This is a genomic window from Prauserella isguenensis, assembly GCF_014191605.1.
Lineage (GTDB): Bacteria > Actinomycetota > Actinomycetes > Mycobacteriales > Pseudonocardiaceae > Prauserella > Prauserella isguenensis.
The window spans coordinates 467,345-487,957 of record NZ_JACHWU010000002.1 but is presented as its reverse complement, the minus strand read 5'-3'; the positions used below and the strand labels follow the sequence as shown (position 1 = coordinate 487,957).

The window sequence follows — 20,613 nt, the reverse complement described above, 5'->3', positions numbered from 1 at the left end:
TGCGCGCACGGCAGCGTTCCCTACGGGACGCTCGCCGTCGTCAGGTCGTGGGCGTGCCGGGGCCTCGGCGCACGTTGCGGCGCAGCTGCATGATCCGCACCGTTCCGGGGACGGCGATGAGTACCGCGCCCGCTGCGACTCCCAGCAGGATCGCGACGGCCAACGGCATGTGGCCGTTGAATCCGAGGAGGTTGATCTGCACGCGTTGCAGGTTCTGGAGGATGAAGACCAGCAGCAGCACCAGGACGATCGCGGCGACGATCAGGCCGACCCAGAGCCCGCCGGAGCGGGTGCGGCTGACGGTGGTGGCGTCGCCGGAGTCGTCATCCGTCGACGATCGTGAGTGTGTCATCGTCCCCTCCCGTCTGACCGATCCGAACGCTCCACCACCGTCTTCCCCGGAAAACCGTTCGTTACTCGGACGTGTCGGGCCGCTACGGGCGGTTCGCGGTCGTCGTAGGTCGTCGGTTGCGGACATCGCCCGTCGCAGCATGTGTCATGAATGTGGCGTGCGATGGCCCGTGTTCTCGGACGAGCAACCTGCGTGATCTGCAGCTGACCTCGACATGGCGCTGTGTCACCGATGGCGCGGTCCGGGAAAACCCACGTCAGGAAGCCCGCCGTAGATCATCAGCGAGGTCGACAAGCCCGCGCTGCGCCCCGACTCTTCCCAGTCGAGCCGGCCTAAGTCGTAGGTTCAGGTGCAGCCGAGGCCTCGTCCTTGCTGGTCATCAACTTGATGTCCCGCGTTGGCCAGATCAGCTTCGGAGCAAGCTTCCTACGGATACCCACGGCGAGATCGCCTCGCATCTCGACAAGGCCGAAGCGCCGCTGCGGGGTGTCCTTGACGCTCGGCCGAAGGATGAGCTGGTGGAGCACTGGCAGCGTATTGGCGGCGTTCTACCGGCGACGGTGTGCAGATGGAAGCTGGCAGCTGCCGGCAGTTCGAGCCATGCACCTATGTGAGGCTGTCGGACCTAGCCTGGGCGCCTTCGGTGTGCTCGAGCAGGGTCGAGACAAACTGCTTCCACGTCGACGGCGGCGGGAACTGGTGCCCCATCCCGTCGACCACGAGGAGCCGAGCGTCGGGTATCGCTGCGGCCAGCGCCTCGCCATGCGGAAGGGGGAAGAGCGGGTCGTGACTGCCGTGCACCACGAGCGTCGGCGTGGTGATCCGGCGGATATCGAGGTCCTCGTCGTCACCGCCCACGACGAGCCAGTGGTTGCCTGCTGCGGCAACGTCGATGCTGCGGTCGAAGATCTCAGTCGCGATGGTGCGGGTGCGTTGCTCGTCGATCGGAATGGCCCCGGCGAAGCCGCGCTGCCCGTCGACCATCCACTCCACGACCTGCGCCCGATCGGACCAGTCGGGATCCGGCGGCGGGTTCTCGAAGCTCTCGGCAAGCGCCGCCGTCGGGCCGGGGAGTGTGTCGTAATCGACACCCCCAACGGCGGTGGTCGCGATGAGGGTCAAGCTGCGAACGAGATCGGGCCTGTGTAACGCGATGCTCTGAGCGATGGCCCCACCCATAGAGACCCCGACCAGATGCATCGGGCCCTGACCTAGGGCCTCGATCAAGTGCGCGCCGTCGCGGTCGAGTACTCCGCCGTCGTATGACGGGGAGCCCGGTTCACCCGTCGTTGACTGGCCCGTGTCTCGGTGGTCGTAACGCACCACCCGGCGCCCGTGTGCCGCGATCGCCTGGCAGAGCTCCGCGTCCCACCAGTCCATCGGAGTTGCCGCTCCGGACAGCAGCAGGACCAGTGGATCTGCGGGGTCGCCACATTCCTGCACACATAGCTCGACATCCCCGACTGGCACTAAACGAGGCTTTTCGTAGGAAACAGTCATAACGGAGCGGCCTCTCATCCGAAGCAATCGCATCGGCACCGACCCGCAAAAGATCGCGTCCGTACCCATGTAGGCCCGCCGAGCATGCGAAACTCATCGGCCGGGTACAGATCGCAGGCGAACTGTACCCGCTTAACGATCCTGAGAGGAGGCGAGCTGGCCAGCGACTACACCTGTGTGTTCGGTTTGCTGCTCGTCTCATCTTCTAGCCCTCTACGTCAAGCATCAGGTGAGAGCAAGACGTCAACCATCACCTGAGACACGACACGCTACCGGCGGCGGCGCAGGTGCTGCTGGAAGACGGTCGGGCGGATGCGTCGAAAGCGTGCCGGTTGTCCTTCGGCTGGCAGCAGAACGGCACAGGCCGAGCGTCCGGTCGATTCTTCCGGGCTCGGGCCTGCGCCGTTCTGCCCGTGTGCTCGCGATCGTGCTGGAGTGGTGCACCCCGTCGCGTATTCCGGCGAATCCGGCACGTGGCGTGCTGAAAGTCGATGGCGTGACGCCGCACAAGCTCCGTCACACTGCGGCCTCGCTGGCGATCAATGCGGGGCGGACGTGAAGGTCGTTCAGCAGATGCTCGGCCATGCTGGTGCGTCCATGACGCTGAACGTCTACGGGCACCTCTTCCCGGACCGCCTCGACGAGGTGGCTCGACATCCATCGCGGGAAGGCGATGCAGGCGTTGGCTGAGGAGGATGCGGCGCAGGGGGTCAGCCCTGGAGCGTGTTGTGCAAATGTTGTCCGCTCCGGGGCTGACGGATGTCCGGAGGCACGAAAAAGGGCCGTTCACGCTGGTGAACGGCCCTTTGCCGGTCGGGCTGACAGGATTTGAACCTGCGACCCCTTGACCTTGTTCGTGGCTGAGCTGGCCTGCGCCTGCTGCGAGTATGCGTCAACTGACCAGGGGTTTCGCTGCGGTCGTATGTCGTCGATTGCGGCCGTCTGCTGACCGCATGTGACATGAATGTGGCATGCGACCGCACCGGGAGGCCGGAGGGTCGACCTGATACCCGTCCTATTCGAAAACGGTTGCCGACGTCTGTGGTGATTCTGTCAAAAAACGGGGTGTGACCTGCGTCGATTACGAAAGTGAACGCGCATCGCGGGTGGCTCTATATTGCCATTTGCTGCTGTTCGTGGAGGGTAAAGCTTGGAAGGAAGTGCACTAGTTGGCGCCACGCTTATCCCGATTACCCCTCGTGTTGTGGCCTAACGAGGTCGACCAGATCTTCTTCGTCCATTCCTGCGTCCTCCGCAAGCATCAAAAGCTCTCGCGTGTAAGCCTCGTAGCCAGGCTTCCCAAGGTGCTTTAAGGGGTGTGTTTCTGGCGTTCGAACATGGGGACGGTAAGCATCGTTATTCAGCTTTATACCCGGCCGTCCGGACCTCAGTTGTCCGATTATTTTCTCGACCTGGGACTCTCGGCCGTTGGTTTTGAGAAATTTCTCCACGTGCTTTATCTGGGATTCGGAGGCCGGCGGTACATCGCGGGACTTCCGCTCTTGTTTCCTTGCTTCTATGTCCTCACCTAAACGGAGTTGCCAGCCGATCTGATGGACATGCGATATTACATCGCGAAGCATTTCCTGGTCGACGTCACGTGGACTGAGGAGTCCCTGCTGTTCGTTGAAGTCTACGTAGAAGCCGCGTTGTTTTAGCATGTTGCACTTCGTGGACCATTGGTCGATCTCGCCCAGGTACTCTTCGTTCAGCTCATGGTCTGGAGGTGTAACCCCGTACCAGTACGGCTCTTCGGCTAGGAAGTCATGAACAAGACGAAGTTTTTCAGGGTGGCTAGACCAGATGTCTTGGAGGCGTTTGTTTACGAATGGGTCACCCTCGGGGCTAAATGCAATTGAAACTCTTCGTTGGTGGATGGCGATCGCTTTACCGGATTCCTCCATTCCTAGTATTGCGACAGATCTTGCCAGTCCGAAGTCTCCTTTGTTGAGGAGTAGCAGGGAAGAATTCATGAGACGGTCGGCGTTTGACAACAGTTCGTCTTGGAGATCGATTACCTGAGCTGGGGATAGGTGGTCGGGGAGTTTGGTCTTGGGCATCACTACATACTGGCCGATACCCGTCGGTATGAGAACGCTTGGTGGTCATCCCGTCGCCTGATGGCGTCTCGATCACGCCGTGTTGGGGCCGCAACCTTCGCTCGCCATCCGCCGGCTGAGCTTGCCAAGCTTGCGGCCGCTGCGCGGCGTGATAGCCATCTGGTCAGGCGACGGGATGACCACCAAGCGCCCACCCTGCCAACCGCACCGCGGCTACGTTTCCCCGGTCATCCCGGAGCCTGCCCGTCCGGCGAGGACATGTTCTTTCTTCTTCAACGTGCGCTGATGGTGTGTGCGGCCTGCCTCGGCTCCGGCCGATGCGCGCGGGGACCGGCCGCCAGGCCGCATGCCCCGCGCGCAGGCTCGGTCGGAGCAGGGGCGGCGAGGCCGCGCGGCGCCGTCAGGCGCCGCCTTGAACAAGAAGAGAAAGTCTGAACACAGCCTCTACGGTGGGCTGTGGCGCTCCCTCGGGGGGAGTGGTCCGGGCCTGTGCAGAGTGCGTCTGATGCGGTGCCGATGAAGGGGCGCGAACGGGACGAAAAAGAGCCCCGATCCTCGCGGCTCGGGGCTCTTTGAACGAAGCGGGTCGGGTCTACCTCGGGATCTCGAACTGGCCATCCTTGGCTCCGGCAATGAAGGCATCCCACTCACTTGCTGTGAACTTGACCGAGCCCAGCTCCGGGGCCTTGCTGTTGCGGACTTCGACGCCGTCGGTCTCGGTGAGCCGTGCTTCGAGGCAGTTGCCGCCGCCGTCGGAGTACGAACTCTTCTTCCATTGGTGATCGAGCATGGTCACTCACCTTTCAGTTCTGTCGCTCGCCGAGCGAGCATCTCGCGTGATGCACTCGGGCTCAATGCCGTGGCGCGGACGTCGTCAATCGTCCTTGTGAGGCCGTTCACGACGTCCGGGTCGTCATAGTAAAGGCCCTGCTGGATGGTGTCTTGATATCCAACGGTGGGCCAGTCAGCGAATGCGAGCAGGTGAAAGCTGGTCCCCAAGCCGCTATGTGCACCCGCTGTGAACGGCAGAATCTGTACCGTGACATTTGCCGGTGGCTCGGCTAGGTACTCAAGCTGACCTCGGAGGACGTCGGGGCCGCCGATCTGCCCGCAGAGGACAGCCTCACTGAGGATCGCCCACAGCTCCAGGGTCCCGTTCCGCACGCGTTCTTGGCGACGCTCCCGCAGCGCTAGTCGACGCTCCAGCTGTTCAGATGGCACGTCCACGCGCGAGGTCATGAGGGCAGCGGAGTAGTCCCGGGTCTGCAGCAAGCCAGGCACAAGATCGATGGTCCAAGAGTCGATCCGCGTGGCCTCGCTTTCGAGGTCCAAGTGATACGCGAGCGCTTCGCTCCAGTCTGGGCCGATGAACTCCGTCCACCAGACGGGGCGCTTGAGGTCCTCGGCGGCTTCGGCGAGACGTTCGACGGCGTCGGCGTCGGCCCCGTAGAAGGTGGCAAGCCGCCTCACGTCCTGAGAACTGGGCCGAACCTTGCAGCTCTCGATGCGGGAGAGCTTCGACGGGGTGATGCCGAGCGCTCGTTGGACGTCGGCGCTCGTGTACTTCCCGCGCAGCCTGCGGAGTTCCCGCGCGATGCGCTCCTCGCGTACGGCAGTCATGCGAACCAGGGTAAACCCGTGACCTGCAAATTTGCACTGGCCGTCATTGGGCCGAACGGGTGATGAGTGCAAATTTGCACGAACAGACTTGCCATCGGCTGCCTACCTTGCCTAACGTTGTCTGTAGAACATGCAAATTTGCACTTGGAGGACGACATGAGGAACATCCCGGTGGACCTGGGCGGGTTCAAGCTGATGGTGTCGGAGGCGCCGGTCATGAAGACGCGCGAGGACGAGAACGGCAACGTCGTTCCGGTGACGAACTACGAGGACGGCTCGCAGCAGTTCGTGGTGTCGCTGTTCGCGAAGCGCAAGCCTCGGCCGGACGGGGGCCGCGTGGGTAAGGGTGAGGAAATCAAGGTCACGCTGGCGACGGACCCGGGGGACGAGTTCGACGAGGGCATGTATGTGGAGCTGATCGACGCGACCGGCTCGCCGTGGGCGATGAAGGACCAGCAGGGGAATGTGAACTCGGGTCTGTCGTTCAAGGCGGCTGGGATGAAGCCTGCCGGGCAGGGTGGCCTGTCGTCCGCCGCGTAGTCCGGCACACCGGCCGGTAGGTGTCCGGCCGCGAGTTCCCCCGGCTCGCGAATCACCACCTTGGAGCGCTGCCCAGAATTGCGGCTGGCGGCCCGTTTTCGAGTCGGGCCAGCGCGCTTAATTGTTCCTTGAGAATTCCAGAGTGGGCCGATCCATGCCAAAAAACGCGCCTGATTCGTGGTGGCGCGCCTTGACTCCCGGCGTTTTTCTCCGGGGGTCTTGGGGTTCTACCACGCGGAAACAATGTGAAGGGTGTGATGGGACATGGCGGGTGGAAACGGTGTGTGCACCTTCGACCCGAACGGGCCGGGGAGGTGAAAGCACATGGGTAAGCACGTGTGCAGTGCACATTTCTGGCTGTCTCCGGCGGGTGTGGCGACGTGCACGGTGTGCGGCGCGCAGTGGCCGATGTGACCTGGTGAAAAGTCCGGCAAGAAAGAGAAGAAAGGGCGGTATGGGTGATGAGTTCGAGGCCGATTCAGATGGCGCGGATGGTGCGCCGGTGGGCGTCACGGTTGGAGCGCGACCGGCAGAGCGCGTTGGCCGAACCGGCGAGTGACTGGGCGTGGCAGGCCGGGTTCTGCGAGGGCCTGCGGCACGCCCAGGACGTGATCCGGAAGGGGACCTGAGGTGGAGATTCCTGGTGTGAACAAGCTGGCTGTGCAGCGGTATGCGCAGTTCGTGTCGGCGATGGACTTGGTGGCCGAGCAGTTCGACGAGCTGGACAAGTTGATCGCCCGGGTGGGCAAGGGCACGACCGAGTCCGGGTTCACCGTGCCGACGCAGGGCGAGTTGAAGGGGCTGCGGGCCAAGGCGTTCGGCGAGTTGGACCAGATGCGGATGACGGCCAAGAAGTTCGAGGCCGAGTTGATGTCTCGGCCGTGGAAGGTGTGAGCAGCACATGTCTCATCAACTGGACCGGGTCATCGACGACGTGGACACCGCCCTGCGGCAGTTGCGGCGGGCCACTCGGGGGATGCCGATCAACGAGCACGGGTTCCGCAATCACCACAACAAGGCCGCCCGCGCGATGGCTGAGCTGACCACGGAGCTGATCGACGCCCGGTCAGCGATCGACAAGTAATCCCGGCAACGACCACGACAAGACACAACGACATCGACAGTTTGGCTGGACCGGCTCCCTCTGGGTCCGGCCGAACATGGCGGCACCCGGGGTGGGGCCGGTCCTTCCGCTCGGAAGGGACGGAACAACACCATGAAGACCCCGGATTCGAAGCGTCGCACCGGCCGCGAGATGAAGGCCGCGCTCTGGACCGCCCGGCACCCCGGCTCGGTCCTCGCCCCGGCGAGCACGGTGGCCGCGGGCACGCAACTGGGATGGACCACCACCGGCATGATCGCTGGCGGCACCGCGGCGGGGCTGTGTGGCTGGTATCGGGCGCATCCGGCCACGTTCGACCACTGGGCTGCACCGCGGATGCGGGCCTGGCGGCGCCGCTGGTCGGCCTATCTCGGGCCGCGCTGGCACAACGCCCTGCGGGCTTGTGATCTGTATGTGGTGCATCGCAAGTCGGGCGAGGAGCAGTTCCCGCGGATCATCAAGACCCGCTCCTACTCGCCCACGGTGGACACGGTGTGGGTGCGCATCCCGCAGGGGATGTCGGCCCGCAAGTTCGAGGCCAACCTCGACGAACTCACCGAAGCGCTCCGAGCCCGGCGGGTGGCGGTGGAAAAGGTCAAGCCCGGTGTGCTCGGGTTGGTGATCGAACGGGACGAGCCGTTCACCGAGACCATCGACGCCCCGGACATGCCCGACGAGCCCGACGCGGTCGACCTGAAGAACGTGTACGTGGGCGAGACCGAGTTCGGCGCGGACTGGCGCCTCCCGGTGCTGGGCCAGCACACCTTCATCGCCGGTGCCACCGGCGCGGGTAAGAACTCGATCCCCATGTCGGAGCTGCGCGCCCTGGCTCCGTTGATCCGGGACGGGCTGGTGCGGCTGTGGATCTGCGATCCGAAGCAGATGGAGTTCGCCAAGCTCGAAGGGATCGCGCACCGTTACGCCACCGACGAAGGCGAGTGCTCCGAGCTGGTGGACGAGTTCGTGGACGACCTGCAGCGGGTGCAGCGCGAGTTCTCCGAACAGGGGACCCGCAAGCTGGAGCTGTCGCGGGTCACGCCGTTGAACGTGCTGATCATCGACGAGATCGGCTCGCTGCTCGCCTACGGCGACGGCACCGTTGCGCGGAATCTGCGCAAGAAGCTCGCGATCGTCACTTCGCAGGGCCGGGCGACCGGGCACAGCGTGACCGCGCTGGTGCAGGAACCGACCAAGGACACCGTCCCGGTCCGCGAGCTGTTCACCATCCGCATCTGCCTGCGGGTCACCGCGGCCGCGCAGGTGGACATGGTCCTCGGCGAGAACGCCCGCCTGCGCGGGGCGCTGGCCGACGAGATCCCGAACGCCCCAGAGACCGCGGGCATCGGCTACGTCATCCGCCAACGCACACGGGTGCCCATGCGGGTGCGGGCCGCCTATGTGGCCGATCACGAGATCGACGAACTGGTCTCGTTCGTCCGCGCCGGATGGGGCACCGGCCAGCACCTCACCGCTGTCGCCTGACACAGCTCACCAACAACGAACGGAGGAACGCGCCATGTGGCGTTGGGGATTTTTCGTGTGGCGGGCGTGGCTGGTGGGCAAGTACGCCGTCCCCGCCCTGCTGCTGCTCTGGATGATTCACACCGCGCAGGGATTTTCACCACTGTTCTGGAGCGCGGCCGTGGTCTTCGGCTGCGTCGGACTCGGCCTGTGGCTCGGCGTGGCAGAGCTGCGCGAGCGCGAGTTCGGCAAGATCGGAAAGGACAAGGTCCGATGACACACAAATCGGCACGCGACCAACTCGACCTGTTCGGCAACTCCACCGGTGGTGGCCTGGCGCCGGTGACACAGTCCTCGCGCCAGTGCCCGCCCACGCGGGGCCGGACGCGTAAGACGCCCTCCGCTGCCGCATCGGTGGCCAAGGACGTGCTGGCGGAAGTGCAACTCGGCCAGTTCGGACTGCTCGACGACACCGACACGGTCGTGGTCATCGACCCGGAAGGGCACATGAAGACCGCCCTCGATGGGGATCTGGTGCACCACCTGATCACGCAGAAGTACGTCCAGCGCTGCCCCGCCCGGGACACCTTCACCGGCCGCACGGGCCGCGGGAACCGCCCGGTACTGCCACTGCGGCTGACCATCAGCGGGCGGCGGATGCTGCAGAAATGGTCCGCCCTCGGCCCGGTGGGTGATGGCCGATGATAGTAGGACTGCACCCCGCGTGGCCGTTCGAGCACGGAGACCAGCTCGACGGCGTGATCAACGAGTACCCGGACATACTGCACGCCTACTACTACGGACGCAGCGACGATTTCACGCACCGCAGGGCATGCATCGACATGGCTGAGTGGAACCGCCGTACGGCGGCCGTGCTCGAAGCCGAGGCCGAACACAAACGCCGCGCGGTCCAGATGTGGGAGGACCAGGCCACCGATCCGAACTGGCGGAACACATGAGCCCGCCAGGTCCCGGAGCCGCGGAACATCGGCGGCTGGTGAACCTCGTCCGCATCACCGTGGCCAGCGTCCTCGGCGGCATCGGTGCGGCGGCCGGGTTCACCCATACCCACGAGTGGGCCGTCCACCACGGGCAAACCGGATGGTTGGCCTGGGCGACGGCGGTGGTGATCGAGGGCATGGCCGTGGTCGCCGGGTTCGAGATCCAGCGCGATCACGCCCGTGGACAGACCCGCAAGGTCACCTTCCCGATGGTGGTGCTGGTGGCCGCCTTCGGCATCCAGATGGCCGCACAGGTCGCCCTGGCCGAACCGAGCGTGGCCGGGTGGATCGTGGCCGCCATGCCCGCCCTCGGGTTCCTCGTGGTGGTGAAACTGCTCATGCGGGCCGCACCCGCCTCGGAACCGGAGACAAGTCCGGAACTCGAACCGGCGCCCGCGGCACCCGTGCCTCCGGACCCGGCGCCAGCCTCGGCCGACTCGGAACCGACAGGTGCCGCTGATCCCGCACCTGCTCCGCAGCCGGGCCGGCCGTCGTCGGTGCCGCGGGTGAAGCTGCCGCCGGAACTGGCGAGCCGCCTGGACGGGCTGGTCGACACCGCCCGCGCTGAGGGCCGCGAGCTCACCACCGAGGAGATCCAGACGCACATGCGGGTGCCGGGCGAGATGGCCGCGCGTATCGCCGACCAACTCACCGCCCGCAACGGACACCCGGTCCTGAGCTGACCGACACGCAACACCGCACACGGGGGCGGGGCATGGCCACACGGTGGCTGTGACCCCGCCTTTTTCGTGTGCACAACGGAAAAGGGGGCCTCTGCTCGATGGAGACACTGGACGACCGGCTGGCGCACCGCCTGCGCTCGACCGGTTATGAGAAATGGCGGGCCAAGGTGCGCGCGGTCAACGGCTGCGCCCAACCGGTCCGCCTCTACGGAGCACACCAACTCCAGGACACCCGCACCGGGTACGTGCTGCACGACCACAGCGGGCACATCTTCGCCCCGTGCGGCAATCGGCGTTCCTCGGTGTGCCCGTCCTGCTCGGACCGCTACGCCGCCGACGCCTTCCACCTCGTCCGCGCCGGACTCTGCGGCGGCACCAAGGGCGTGCCCGAGACCGTCGCCGACCGCGCCCGCGTGTTCGCCACCTTGACCGCTCCGTCGTTCGGCCGGGTGCATCAAGCCCGCACCACAGCCTCCGGCAAGCGCATCCCGTGCGGCTGCGGCGAGGTCCACCCCGACGCCGACCCGCGGGCCGGAACCGCGATCGACCCCGACGAGTACGACTACGTCGGCGCGGTGCTCTGGCAGGCCAACGCGGGGGTGCTGTGGCAGCGCTTCACCATGCGCCTGCGCCGCGAGATCGCGAAACGGGCCGGGATTCGGGTCCGTGACCTGCGCGATCACGCCCGCCTGTCCTACGGCAAGGTCGCCGAGTACCAGCGGCGCGGCCTGATCCACTTTCACGCCGTCGTCCGCATCGACGGCCCCGAGGGCGCGATCGACCCTCCGCCGGCCTGGGCCACCCCGGACCTGCTGGAAGACGCCCTGCTGGCCGCGGTCGCGGCGGTGTCGGTGAGCATCGCCCGGCCGGATGGGGCGCCGCTGGTGCTCGAGTGGGGCGATCAGGTCGACGTGCGCCACATCGAATCCGGCTCCGGCGATACCGACCGTGGCCGTGTCACCGATGAGGGCATCGCCGGATATATCGCCAAGTACGCCACCAAGGGCACCGGTAAGAGCGAGGCCGCCGACCGGCCCATCCGCTCGCAACGCGACATCGACCATCTGCGGATCTCCGAGCATCACCGGCGGATGGTGCAAACCTGCTGGGACCTCGGCGGGCTGGCCGACTACGAGGACCTGAACCTGCGGCGCTGGGCACACATGCTCGGCTTCCGCGGCCACTTCCTCACCAAGTCACAGCGCTACTCGACCACCTTCCGCGTCATCCGTGGCGATCGGCGCGCCTACCGCCACGCCCAAACCCTCGAACGCCTCGGCCTCACCGAGCGGGCCGACACCGTCGCCGTGGTCAACGACTGGCGCTTCGACGGCACCGGCTACCGCGACGACGCCGAACGCGAACTCGCCGCCGGCATCGCCGAACGCATCCGCCAAGACCGCAAAACCAAGTACAGCGAGGAGTACCACCGTGAACAACAAGCTGCTCAGCATCAATGACGTCGCCGACTACCTCGGCATCCCCAAAAACACCCTCTACCAATGGCGCAGCAAGGGCTACGGCCCCACAGGGCGCCGCGTCGGCAAATACGTCCGCTACCGCGCCGACGACGTCGACGCCTGGTTCGACAACCAGGAGGCAATCTGATGGCACGCGCGTGGGTGTACGACCGGCAGAAGACGAGCGAGTACAAGGCGGCCGTACGCCGGGCGAAGGAGAACGGCCGCCAGCCGCCGGCGCGTTGGCTGGTGCGCTACTACGACCCGGCCGGAAAGCTGCGCTCGGAGGCGGCACCGACCAAGGTGAAGGCGGACGACCGCCGGGCACGTCTGGAGGACTCGTTAGCGTCGGGTTCCTATGTGGATCCGTCCCTGGCGAAGGTCACGTTCGCGGATACTGCGGAGAAATGGCTCGAAACCCGGCACGACCTCAAGAAGTCGACTTGGTGGAAGTACCGGGGGCTTCTCGACAATCACGTGAACGTGCGGTGGGGTGATCTTCCCCTGAACAAGATCACCCGCGAGGACATCGACCTCTGGGTTGCGCAGCTGCTCCGGTCGACGAACGACGGCGGAAGCAGCCTCGGGCCGTCACAGGTTCGCCACGCGTACCGGGTCCTCGCGATGGTGCTCGAGTGGTGCACCCCGTCCCGGATCACCGTCAACCCGGCACGGGGCGTGAAGCTGCCGGTGCGCCCGGAGGCGGAACACGTCTACCTGACCTATGAGCAGGTGGAACGCCTGGCGCAGGCCGCGGGGGAGCTGAGGACGAAATACGACCGGCCGACCGCCTGTGCGGCGGTCAATAAGGCGTTGATCCTGCTTCTTGCGTACACGGGCATCCGGTGGGGCGAGGCGGCTGCGCTCCGCGTCGGCAAGGTGGACCTGGACAAGCGCCGTATCCGGGTGGTCTCGACGTTCTACGAGCTGAACGGCGTTCAGCATGAGGGCTTGCCCAAGACAGGGAAGCGGCGCACGGTGTCGTTCCCGGCCTCGCTCGTTCCGGTGCTGCGGCCACTGGTCAGCGGCAGGGGAGCGGACGACCTGGTGTTCACGACGGCACGGCGTGAGTCACTTCGGAGCAACAACTGGCGAGTTCGCGAGTTCAACCGTGCAGTGACGGGCGCCAAGCTCGACGTCGACGGCCTGACCCCGCACAAGCTGCGGCACACTGCGGCGTCCTTCGCCATCTCGGCCGGGGCCGACGTGAAGGTGGTGCAGCAGATGCTTGGACACACCGACGCCGCGATGACTCTCAACGTCTACGGGCACCTGTTCCCGGACCGCCTGGACGAGGTCGCCGACGTGCTCGACCTGCGCCGGACGAAGCTGTTGGACGAGCTGGATGCGGCATGAGGGGCGACCCCGGGGCGTGTGTCATGAATGTGACATGCCCCGGGGTCGGCTGCGTTCAGAGCAATGAAAAAGGGGCCGTCTACCTGCGTAAACGGCCCCTTGCCGGTCGGGCTGACAGGATTTGAACCTGCGACCCCTTGACCCCCAGTCAAGTGCGCTACCAAACTGCGCCACAGCCCGGCCATCGCCTCGCGTCGAAGCGATGACGGTACTGTACCGCGTCCGCGACGGCGGCCTCACAGCGGGTCGCCAAGATCGGGACGTCGCCGGTCGCACCGCCGATTCGTGGTACTGGCGCCGCCGTGACCAGCGCGGACGTCCTCCGTGTTCGTAGCCGTCGCCCGTGGTCGCCCCGTCGCACGAGGCCAGCGGCGACGATGACGCCGAACAGGTGGTGCGCGGTCGGCCGCGCGCGGCCTCGGCGGTGCGCTCGACCACACCCGGCGGCCGCTTCGTTTCCGTACGGAGTGCTTCCGGTTACCCGGTGAGGGCATTTCTCTCAGGCTGAAGGGAGACCGACATGCCTGACGACGCCTTTGTGGCCTTCCTCGTACTGGGTGGGCTGATGATCGCGGTGGACGGTCAGATCCTGCACCGCAGTGGGAAGCGGTACCTGTCCGATGTGGACGACACGAGGGCGGGGTCGCAGGCGCGCCTCGCCAGCGTGCTGTTCCACCTGCTCATGCTCGGCGTGCTCGCGCTGTTGGCGGTGCTCGACCTCGGCTTCGGCGGCGGCGTACTCCGCGCGACCGTCGGCAACCTGGGCGTGTTCCTCCTGCTGCTGGCCGCGGCCCACGCGGTGACGATGAGCGTGCTGGCGAACATGCACGAAACCGTCCTCGTCGAAGAGCACCTCGACTCCCCGGGCCGAGCCGCGGGGGAGCGGCGCTCCGGCCGGCAGGCCGGTCCGGTCGTCGCACCGGTGCCCGGACAGCGAGGGCGCGACCCGCAGATGAGCCCCTCGATCGAGAACCACGCCGAATGACCGTCACGTCTCGGCCGCGGCCCCGCAGTCTCGGGCCGCGGCCCGAGACGTGACACGTGGCGTGACACCCGGAGCCATACGGAGCCATAGGCCCTCATCGGTTCTCGTCGGGCCTACACGGTGCATCGGCGCCCGCCGGCCTTCGCCGGGACCCCGCCAGGGCTTGCGCAGATGCCGTGGGTGACGACCCGTGGAACGGTCCTGACGGGACACAGCACACAGGACGGACGGGGCGGACGGCCGCGCACGGGTGCCGTCCGACCGTGCCGCCACCACAGCGTGTCACCCCGTTCCGGTCGACAGTGCTCGCAGTCTGCGCCGTCCGAGAACGGCAAGGGCAGGCTTGGCGAACATCCACTCGCCGAAGCGGTACTCCCGCCCGCGTGCCAACCGGGCCGCCAGATCGGGACGCGTGCGCCACAAACAGAGTCTCGCCTTCTCCGCGTGCAGCGCGTGCGACACGACCGCGATCCGGCCGGCGTCCTCCAGCAACGGGGCGACGTTCACGACGTTCTCCCACGTGGTGCGGCTGGTCGTCTCGGTAGCCAGCGGCCCGGCGTAGCCGCACACCTGCCGTGCGTACGTGGCCATCACGGTCGCCTCCGGCACCGGTCCGGCGACCGCACCGCCCGTCAGGATCAGCCGTGCCCCCGGCGTGCGCGACCGCAGGCCCGCGCGTACCCGCCAGCGGTTGACGACGTTCGCCCGCACGCCAGGGTTGCGGTACCCGAGCACGACGACCGCATCCGGCCCGGCACCGCCGCCGCCGCGGACCGTGCCGAGCCACCGCCGTGACGACCGCCAATGCTCGATCTCGCCCCAGCCCAGAACGGCGAGCACCGCGGCGGCGGCCACCGTCGTCGCACGCATACCCCGACCGTAGGCGCGGACCGGCGCGCCGCGCTCGTACTCCCACGCACCGTGCCCTCACGACCACACGGAGACACCGACCGCCACGCGGAGACACCGACCACCACGCGGAGACACCGACCACCACGCCCGCCCGGGGACTGTGAGGACCGTCGCTCGCGGCCACTCCCACGGAACGAAGGCGTCGCTACGCCGTGCTATGCATGTCGACGTTCCCAGTCCGGTGATCGAGGAGGCACGAATGGGCGAGGCCGAGAATCCGGAGCAGGTGGACGACCACCCGTTCGACGCCGCGATCGCACTGAAGCCGGCGGATACGGGGGACGAGACGTACACGGGACGGACGCACCCCGCCTACGCCAACATGGTGGGCCCGTACGGCGGCATCACGGCGGCGACACTGCTCGAGGCGGTGCAGCGCCACCCCGAACGACTCGGCGTGCCGGTGTCGCTGACCGTCAACTACGCAGGCCCCGTCGCCGACGGCGAGTTCACCGTCTCCGCCCGGCCCGCGCGCACCAACCGATCCACCCAGCACTGGTCACTCGACCTGACCCAGGACGGTCGCGTCGTCACCACCGCCACCGCCGTGTACGCGGTCCGGCGTGACACGTGGGCCGACACCGAGACGGCCATGCCGGACGTGCCCGCGCCGGAGGCCGCGCCCGTCACCCCCATGCCGGACTACGTGGAGTGGGCCAAGAACTACGAGATGCGCTTCGTCGAGGGCGCGGTGCCCGAGCTCGAAGGGGCCGCCGAATCGGGACCCGGGGAGTCGCCCGATTCGACGACGACACTGTGGGTCCGCGACAACCCGACACGCCCGCTCGACTTCCCGGCGCTGACGTCGTTGTGCGACGTGTTCTATCCGCGCGTGTTCCTGCGCCGCGGCCAGGCGATGCCCGCGGGCACGGTGTCGCTCACGATCTACTTCCACGCCGACGACGACGCCCTCGCCGCGCAGGGTTCGCGGCCCGTGTTGGCACGCGCCCGTTCGAACCGCTTCGGACACGGCTACTTCGACCAGTCCGCCTGCCTGTGGGGCGCCGACGGCGACCTGCTCGCCACCACGCACCAGCTGGTCTACTTCAAGGGCTGACCCGCACCCGCGGGACCGGCCCGGACACCCGCCGTTCCCGGGCCCGACCGCGGCGAAGCGGGCTCCGCATCGCGTCGTGACGCGTGTGCGGAGCCCGCTTCCCGGCCGACCACGACCGGACAGGCGACTGTGGAACGGGCCGTGGGACGACCGACTACGGGATCGACACGTCCGGCGATTCGGCGAGCACCTCCCGGTTGGCCGACGCGAGCTGCCATGCGGTCTCCCGCAGCGGCGTTCCGTCCACGTCCCACGAGCCCAGCAGCATCGCGACCTTCGACTGCATCTCGGTGCGCAGCCGGTGGAACGACGTCGCCGGGTCGGCGTCGACGTAGCCCAGCAGCAGCCACCACGCCCACGCGGCGGCGCCCGCGTTGGCGACGAAGTCCGGGATGACCGGGATCTCGCGAGCCGCCAGCATCGCCTCGGCCTCCGGCGTGGTCGCCGAGTTGGCGGCCTCGACGACCATCCTGGCCGCGACGTCCGGCACGTTGTCCGGCGTGACCGCGTACGAGATCGCCGCGGGCACGAGAATGTCGGCGTCGGTCGCGATCACGGCGTCGCGCGGCAGCTGCTGCACGTCCTCCGGCAGCCGGCTCCGATCGATCTCCCCGTAGGCGTCCCGCAGTTCGAGCAGCGCGGGCACGTCGAGGCCCTCCGGCCGGTACAGCGTGCCCGCGGCGTCTGCCACGGCCACGATCGGCATTCCCGCCTCGTGCAGGTAGAACGCGGCGCCGCCGCCCATCGTGCCGATGCCCTGGATCGCGACGGTGGTCGTCTCGTGCTCCCAGCCCCAGGCGCCCGCCGCGCCGAGGCAGGCCTGCGCCACGCCGTAGCCGCCGATCACGTCACCGAGCAACAGCCCGCCGGGGACCGGCGCGTTCAGCCCGGCCTGCACGCGCCGCAGCGTGCGCTCCGGGTGCGGGGCCCGGCGGATCGCCGCGTGGTAGCTCTGCTCCAACCCCAGCCGGTCGAAGACCTCGTCGATGAGGTGCTGGGGCACGCCGAGATCCTCGGCCGTCACCCAGTGGGCGTCCAGCCACGGGCGCATCGCCTGGCAGAACCGCCCCAGGACCTCGGCCGCCCGGGCGTCCTTCGGGTCGAAGTCGATGCCGCCCTTGGCCCCGCCCACGGGCAGGTCGAACGTCGCGGTCTTGGCCGCCATGCCACGGGCGAGGTCCTCGACCTCCTTCATCGTGCAGCCCGCGCGCATCCGTGTGCCGCCGGTCGCAAGGCCGGAGGCGAGCGTGTGCACCACGAGGAAACCCTGTGCACCCGTGACCGGGTCGGTCCAGGTCAGCCGCAGCAGGGGCTCGCTGGTGCGGATGTCGGTCGCGCCCGCGGCCCGAGTGCCGGCCGCGGTGCCGCCGGCCGCCGGACGGTTTTCCATCGTGGTCACCTGAAACCCACCTCCACCAATCGTGTCGCCTGTTGTCGCCTGCCGTCGGGCCGTCCCCGCCGGACCGTTCCCACCGGGCCGGCCGCCACCGAGCCGAACTCCGCCACCGAGCGCTGAGCCGCCGGGAAAAGGGCAGCGTCGACCGCCACCCGGCGGTCCGCCGTGTCGTCGGTGAGGGATCGGTGCTCGGTTGCGGAGGTGCCGCATCGCCGCTTCCTGCCCGCTGTGTCCAGCCTGGGGCCGGGGGTAGCTCTGCGTCCAGTTAAAGATCACGCACGGAAACGTTCATGCTTCCTGCACAGGCGCGGGTGTCTACGCTGACGGCCATGGAACTGTCGTTGCACCGCCTGCGCATGCTGCGCGAACTGCACCGGAGGGGGACCGTGACCGCGGCCGCCGGTGCGCTGCACTACTCGGCGTCGGCCGTCTCGCAGCAACTGGCCCAACTGGAACGCGACGTGGGCGTGCAGCTGTTCGAACGACTGGGACGGCGGGTACAGCTGACCGAACTCGGCACACTGCTGGCCGAACACGCCGAGGAGATCCTCGACTCGGTGGGCAGGGCGACGCACGCCCTCGAGAACGCCCAGGACGGCCTGTCGGCGCGGTTGACGGCGGGCGTGTGGGCGTCGGTGGCGTCGGGCCTGTTGCCGGCCGCGCTCACCGCGCTGGCCTCCGACCACCCCGGTATCGAGGTGCGCACGCGTGAACTGGCGCCCGAGGAGACGGCCGGCGCGGTGCGGGACGGCACGCTCGACTTCTCGTTCGTGATCGACTACTCGGACTACCCGATGCCGTGGGATCCGGCGTTGGCGCGCGAGGTCGTCGCCGTGGAGAGGCTGCACGCGGCGGCGCCGACAGGGGTCGTACCCGAGCCGGCGGTGTCGCTCACCGATCTGGCGGAACACCCGTGGGTGCTGGCCGGGCCGCGGTCGCATTTCGGCCGTGCCGTCCGGATCGCGTGTCAACAGCGGGGATTCGAACCGAAGATCGCCCACGAGGTGGAGGAGCAGGCCACCGCGCTGGCGATGGTCGGTTCGGGACTGGGCGTCACGCTCGTGTCCGACCTCGGGCTGTCACTTCTGCCGCCCGGCGTGGACATCGTCGCGCTGACCGAACCCGTCATGCGGCGGGTGTCGATCGCCTACCGGGCCAAAGGCACGCCCAGGCCCTCGCTCCGGTTGGTCATCGAGGCGGTGCGCGCCGCCGCGGCCGAGAAGGGTCTCGGGGCCAGCGCCACACTGCCGTGAGCGGACCGGCTCAGCGGTCGTCCGCCGGGATGACGATCCAGAGCGCGAGGTAGAGCACGAACTGCGGTCCGGGCAGCAGGCACGACGCGACGAACGCGAGGCGCATCGTCCGTGGCTTCCAGCCGAACCGGTGGGCCAGGCCCGCGCACACTCCGCCGAGCATACGGTCGTGGCGCGAACGGGTGAGTTTCGTGGTGGTCGATGTCGTCATACCTCCACCATGCTCCTGCGGCGCGCGTGCGGCATCGGGGACGTCCCCGATACGGGCCCCGAGATCGCGTCGGCCGACGAACCCTCCCGCCCGGCGCTACGGTCGGTGCATGTCGCGTGCGGACAAGCTGCCCACGTACACGATCCGCCAGCTGGGCGCGTTCGTGGCGGTGGCGGACACGGGAACGATCAGCGGCGCGGCTGAGCGCCTGCACCTGTCGCAGTCCGCGCTCGCAGCGGCCGTCACCGACCTCGAGAAGGCGCTGAACGTCCGGCTCACCGTGCGCAAACGCGCCCGCGGCGTGCAGCTGACGCCAACCGGCGAGGCCGTGCTCAGCCGGGCGCGCACACTGTTGCGACAGGCGGGTGAACTGCAGGCCGATCCGTCGGGCGAGGACGGCGTCGTGGCCGGCCCGCTGGCACTGGGCTGCGACCCGTCGCTCGGGTCGACCGTCCTGCCGGAGCTGCTCCGCGGCTTCACCCGGCGTTACCCCGACGTGCGGGTCGAACTGCACGAGGCGACGCGGAACAGCCTGCGCAGCAGCCTCGACGACGGCGAGCTCGACCTGGCGATCGGCTACGACCTCGGCCTGTCCCCGGACTGGCGGGCCGCCGCGCTGGAGTCCCGCGAGACCGCGGTACTACTGGCGCCGGACCACCCACTGGCCCGGGTGGCCGGGCCGCTCCGGCCCGCGGATCTCGCGGCCGAACCGATGGTGCTGGTCGACGTGTCGCCGAGTGCCGAGCACGCCGTCGAGGTCTGCCGGCGGGCCGGATTCGCCCCGCACGTGGCGTATCGGACGCAGAACGTCGACACCGCACGGGCGTTCGCGGCCCGCGGTCTGGGGTGGACCCTGCTCGTGCAGCCGTCGCGTCGCGAGCGGACCCACGACCGGAACCACGACGAGGCGGACGTCGTCGTGCGTGCCGACCTGGAACCGCGTCCCGACTCGGTCGACGTCGTCGTCGCGTGGAACCGCGGTTCGCTGCTGAGCACGGCGGCGCGGCTGTTCCTGCAGTGTGCCGTCGGCGGAGACGGCGCGTCCCGGGAATCCCCGGGGCACGGCGCCGGGTAGTCGGTTGCGGGCTCCCTCCGCCCGGCGCGATCATCGCGGGTGAGGTGGGTCATGACCGAACGCAAACCGCCGGGCGTCGACTTCGAATCGTGGGTCGAGAAGCAGATCCGGGAAGCCCAGGAACGCGGTGAGTTCGACGCGCTGCCGGGCGCGGGCAAACCGCTGACGGGGCTGGATCGCGACTGGCTGAGCACCTACATCGAACGGGAGGGCCTGTCGATCGACGCCGCGCTCCCGGAACCGTTGCGGCTGCGCAAGGAGATCGAGAACCTGCCGTCGGCGGCCGCCGCGCTGCGCAGCGAGGAGGAGGTGCGCGACCTCGTCCGTGAACTGAACCTGCGCATCGCCGCGTGGATCCGCTCCGGCGAAGGGCCGCGGATCCGCCTGAAACCGGTCGCCGTCGACGACGTGCTCGACGAGTGGCGCCGAGCCCGCGGCAGGGCGCAGCGTGCCGACGTCGACGCGTCACCGGGGACACCGGGGGAGGGTCCGCCTTCGGAGGAGCCGCGGGCCGGGGCCCGTCGGCGTCGTTGGTGGCGCCGGCGCCGCGACTGACCGTTGCCACCGTTGGCCGGGGAGAGTCCGGACC

25 protein-coding genes, 1 tRNA gene and 1 pseudogene are annotated in these 20,613 nt (G+C 68.0%); 18 read left to right on the top strand and 9 right to left on the bottom strand.

Annotated elements, in window-relative coordinates:
* Positions 1-40: 40 nt before the first annotated feature.
* Positions 41-352: a LapA family protein gene (locus FHS23_RS10770; protein ID WP_183652518.1), complete on the bottom strand. Its 312-nt coding sequence runs from the start codon at positions 350-352 to the stop codon at positions 41-43.
* A 606-nt stretch (positions 353-958) separates the two neighbouring features.
* Entirely contained in the window at positions 959-1,852 is an 894-nt protein-coding gene (locus tag FHS23_RS10765) for an alpha/beta fold hydrolase (protein WP_281372444.1), read from the bottom strand.
* A gap of 490 nt (positions 1,853-2,342) precedes the next feature.
* Here FHS23_RS10765 and FHS23_RS23945 point away from each other — a divergent pair.
* Positions 2,343-2,542, top strand: a pseudogene (locus FHS23_RS23945) (tyrosine-type recombinase/integrase); the annotation flags it as partial.
* Positions 2,543-3,042: 500 nt separating this feature from the next.
* Here FHS23_RS23945 and FHS23_RS10760 read toward each other — a convergent pair.
* The 3 genes from FHS23_RS10760 to FHS23_RS10750 all read right to left on the bottom strand — a co-directional run bounded on the left by FHS23_RS10760 (position 3,043) and on the right by FHS23_RS10750 (position 5,532).
* Positions 3,043-3,912: an AbiV family abortive infection protein gene (locus FHS23_RS10760; protein ID WP_183652515.1), complete on the bottom strand. Its 870-nt coding sequence runs from the start codon at positions 3,910-3,912 to the stop codon at positions 3,043-3,045.
* A gap of 592 nt (positions 3,913-4,504) precedes the next feature.
* A complete protein-coding gene (locus FHS23_RS10755) occupies positions 4,505-4,702 on the bottom strand; it encodes a DUF397 domain-containing protein (RefSeq protein WP_183652512.1) in 198 nt (65 codons plus the stop codon).
* 2 nt (positions 4,703-4,704) lie between these two features.
* The gene (locus tag FHS23_RS10750; protein WP_183652509.1) at positions 4,705-5,532 is read right to left on the bottom strand and encodes a helix-turn-helix domain-containing protein; all 828 of its coding nucleotides are present in this window, start codon (positions 5,530-5,532) and stop codon (positions 4,705-4,707) included.
* Positions 5,533-5,688: 156 nt separating this feature from the next.
* Between FHS23_RS10750 and FHS23_RS10745 the strand changes: the two genes are divergently transcribed.
* The 12 genes from FHS23_RS10745 (at position 5,689) to FHS23_RS10690 (ending at position 13,135) form a co-directional block, all read left to right on the top strand.
* Positions 5,689-6,072: a hypothetical protein gene (locus FHS23_RS10745; protein ID WP_183652506.1), complete on the top strand. Its 384-nt coding sequence runs from the start codon at positions 5,689-5,691 to the stop codon at positions 6,070-6,072.
* 461 nt (positions 6,073-6,533) lie between these two features.
* Positions 6,534-6,701 carry a hypothetical protein gene (locus FHS23_RS10740; protein ID WP_183652503.1) on the top strand — a complete coding sequence of 56 codons (168 nt, stop codon included), beginning with the start codon at positions 6,534-6,536 and terminating at the stop codon, positions 6,699-6,701.
* Positions 6,702-6,717: 16 nt separating this feature from the next.
* Positions 6,718-6,966 (top strand): hypothetical protein, encoded by a 249-nt coding sequence (locus tag FHS23_RS10735; protein WP_343053815.1) that lies wholly within the window; start codon positions 6,718-6,720, stop codon positions 6,964-6,966.
* 7 nt (positions 6,967-6,973) lie between these two features.
* The gene (locus tag FHS23_RS10730) at positions 6,974-7,156 is read left to right on the top strand and encodes a hypothetical protein (protein WP_183652497.1); all 183 of its coding nucleotides are present in this window, start codon (positions 6,974-6,976) and stop codon (positions 7,154-7,156) included.
* A gap of 132 nt (positions 7,157-7,288) precedes the next feature.
* On the top strand, positions 7,289-8,656 hold the full coding sequence (locus FHS23_RS10725; RefSeq protein WP_183652494.1) for an FtsK/SpoIIIE domain-containing protein: 1,368 nt from the start codon (positions 7,289-7,291) through the stop codon (positions 8,654-8,656).
* A 34-nt stretch (positions 8,657-8,690) separates the two neighbouring features.
* Positions 8,691-8,912, top strand: a complete 222-nt coding sequence (locus FHS23_RS10720) for a hypothetical protein (protein WP_183652490.1) — start codon at positions 8,691-8,693, stop codon at positions 8,910-8,912.
* The gene (locus FHS23_RS10715) at positions 8,909-9,340 is read left to right on the top strand and encodes a hypothetical protein (protein WP_183652487.1); all 432 of its coding nucleotides are present in this window, start codon (positions 8,909-8,911) and stop codon (positions 9,338-9,340) included. Before FHS23_RS10720 ends, FHS23_RS10715 begins: the two co-directional genes overlap by 4 nt.
* Positions 9,337-9,594, top strand: a complete 258-nt coding sequence (locus FHS23_RS10710; RefSeq protein ID WP_183652484.1) for a hypothetical protein — start codon at positions 9,337-9,339, stop codon at positions 9,592-9,594. The genes FHS23_RS10715 and FHS23_RS10710 overlap by 4 nt, the downstream gene beginning before the upstream one ends.
* Positions 9,591-10,319 carry a DUF2637 domain-containing protein gene (locus tag FHS23_RS10705; RefSeq protein ID WP_183652481.1) on the top strand — a complete coding sequence of 243 codons (729 nt, stop codon included), beginning with the start codon at positions 9,591-9,593 and terminating at the stop codon, positions 10,317-10,319. Before FHS23_RS10710 ends, FHS23_RS10705 begins: the two co-directional genes overlap by 4 nt.
* Positions 10,320-10,417: 98 nt before the next feature.
* Positions 10,418-11,779, top strand: a complete 1,362-nt coding sequence (locus FHS23_RS10700; RefSeq protein ID WP_183652478.1) for a replication initiator — start codon at positions 10,418-10,420, stop codon at positions 11,777-11,779.
* Positions 11,751-11,927: a helix-turn-helix domain-containing protein gene (locus tag FHS23_RS10695; protein WP_183652475.1), complete on the top strand. Its 177-nt coding sequence runs from the start codon at positions 11,751-11,753 to the stop codon at positions 11,925-11,927. Before FHS23_RS10700 ends, FHS23_RS10695 begins: the two co-directional genes overlap by 29 nt.
* Positions 11,927-13,135 carry a tyrosine-type recombinase/integrase gene (locus tag FHS23_RS10690; RefSeq protein ID WP_183652472.1) on the top strand — a complete coding sequence of 403 codons (1,209 nt, stop codon included), beginning with the start codon at positions 11,927-11,929 and terminating at the stop codon, positions 13,133-13,135. The genes FHS23_RS10695 and FHS23_RS10690 overlap by 1 nt, the downstream gene beginning before the upstream one ends.
* A 106-nt stretch (positions 13,136-13,241) precedes the next feature.
* On the opposite strand, the gene FHS23_RS10685 is transcribed toward FHS23_RS10690, so the two are convergent.
* A tRNA-Pro gene (locus FHS23_RS10685) sits at positions 13,242-13,315 on the bottom strand.
* 340 nt (positions 13,316-13,655) lie between these two features.
* Here FHS23_RS10685 and FHS23_RS10680 point away from each other — a divergent pair.
* The gene (locus FHS23_RS10680; protein WP_183652469.1) at positions 13,656-14,120 is read left to right on the top strand and encodes a hypothetical protein; all 465 of its coding nucleotides are present in this window, start codon (positions 13,656-13,658) and stop codon (positions 14,118-14,120) included.
* Positions 14,121-14,402: 282 nt separating this feature from the next.
* Here FHS23_RS10680 and FHS23_RS10675 read toward each other — a convergent pair whose 3' ends face one another.
* Entirely contained in the window at positions 14,403-14,990 is a 588-nt protein-coding gene (locus FHS23_RS10675) for a YdcF family protein (RefSeq protein WP_183652466.1), read from the bottom strand.
* A gap of 241 nt (positions 14,991-15,231) precedes the next feature.
* Here FHS23_RS10675 and FHS23_RS10670 point away from each other — a divergent pair, with 241 nt between their 5' ends.
* Entirely contained in the window at positions 15,232-16,089 is an 858-nt protein-coding gene (locus tag FHS23_RS10670; protein WP_183652463.1) for an acyl-CoA thioesterase, read from the top strand.
* Between the two features lie 154 nt (positions 16,090-16,243).
* Here the strand turns inward: FHS23_RS10670 and FHS23_RS10665 are convergent, their stop codons facing one another.
* Positions 16,244-17,488 (bottom strand): Glu/Leu/Phe/Val dehydrogenase dimerization domain-containing protein, encoded by a 1,245-nt coding sequence (locus FHS23_RS10665; protein WP_425501112.1) that lies wholly within the window; start codon positions 17,486-17,488, stop codon positions 16,244-16,246.
* A 326-nt stretch (positions 17,489-17,814) separates the two neighbouring features.
* On the opposite strand from FHS23_RS10665, the gene FHS23_RS10660 reads away from it, so the two are divergent.
* Entirely contained in the window at positions 17,815-18,738 is a 924-nt protein-coding gene (locus FHS23_RS10660; protein WP_183652460.1) for a LysR family transcriptional regulator, read from the top strand.
* A 10-nt stretch (positions 18,739-18,748) separates the two neighbouring features.
* On the opposite strand, the gene FHS23_RS10655 is transcribed toward FHS23_RS10660, so the two are convergent.
* Positions 18,749-18,949: a PspC domain-containing protein gene (locus FHS23_RS10655; RefSeq protein ID WP_183652457.1), complete on the bottom strand. Its 201-nt coding sequence runs from the start codon at positions 18,947-18,949 to the stop codon at positions 18,749-18,751.
* Between the two features lie 109 nt (positions 18,950-19,058).
* Between FHS23_RS10655 and FHS23_RS10650 the strand changes: the two genes are divergently transcribed.
* Together FHS23_RS10650 and FHS23_RS10645 are read left to right on the top strand one after the other, a co-directional pair.
* Positions 19,059-20,024 carry a LysR substrate-binding domain-containing protein gene (locus FHS23_RS10650; RefSeq protein ID WP_183652454.1) on the top strand — a complete coding sequence of 322 codons (966 nt, stop codon included), beginning with the start codon at positions 19,059-19,061 and terminating at the stop codon, positions 20,022-20,024.
* Between the two features lie 51 nt (positions 20,025-20,075).
* Positions 20,076-20,579: a DnaJ family domain-containing protein gene (locus tag FHS23_RS10645; RefSeq protein ID WP_183652451.1), complete on the top strand. Its 504-nt coding sequence runs from the start codon at positions 20,076-20,078 to the stop codon at positions 20,577-20,579.
* Positions 20,580-20,613 lie beyond the last annotated feature (34 nt).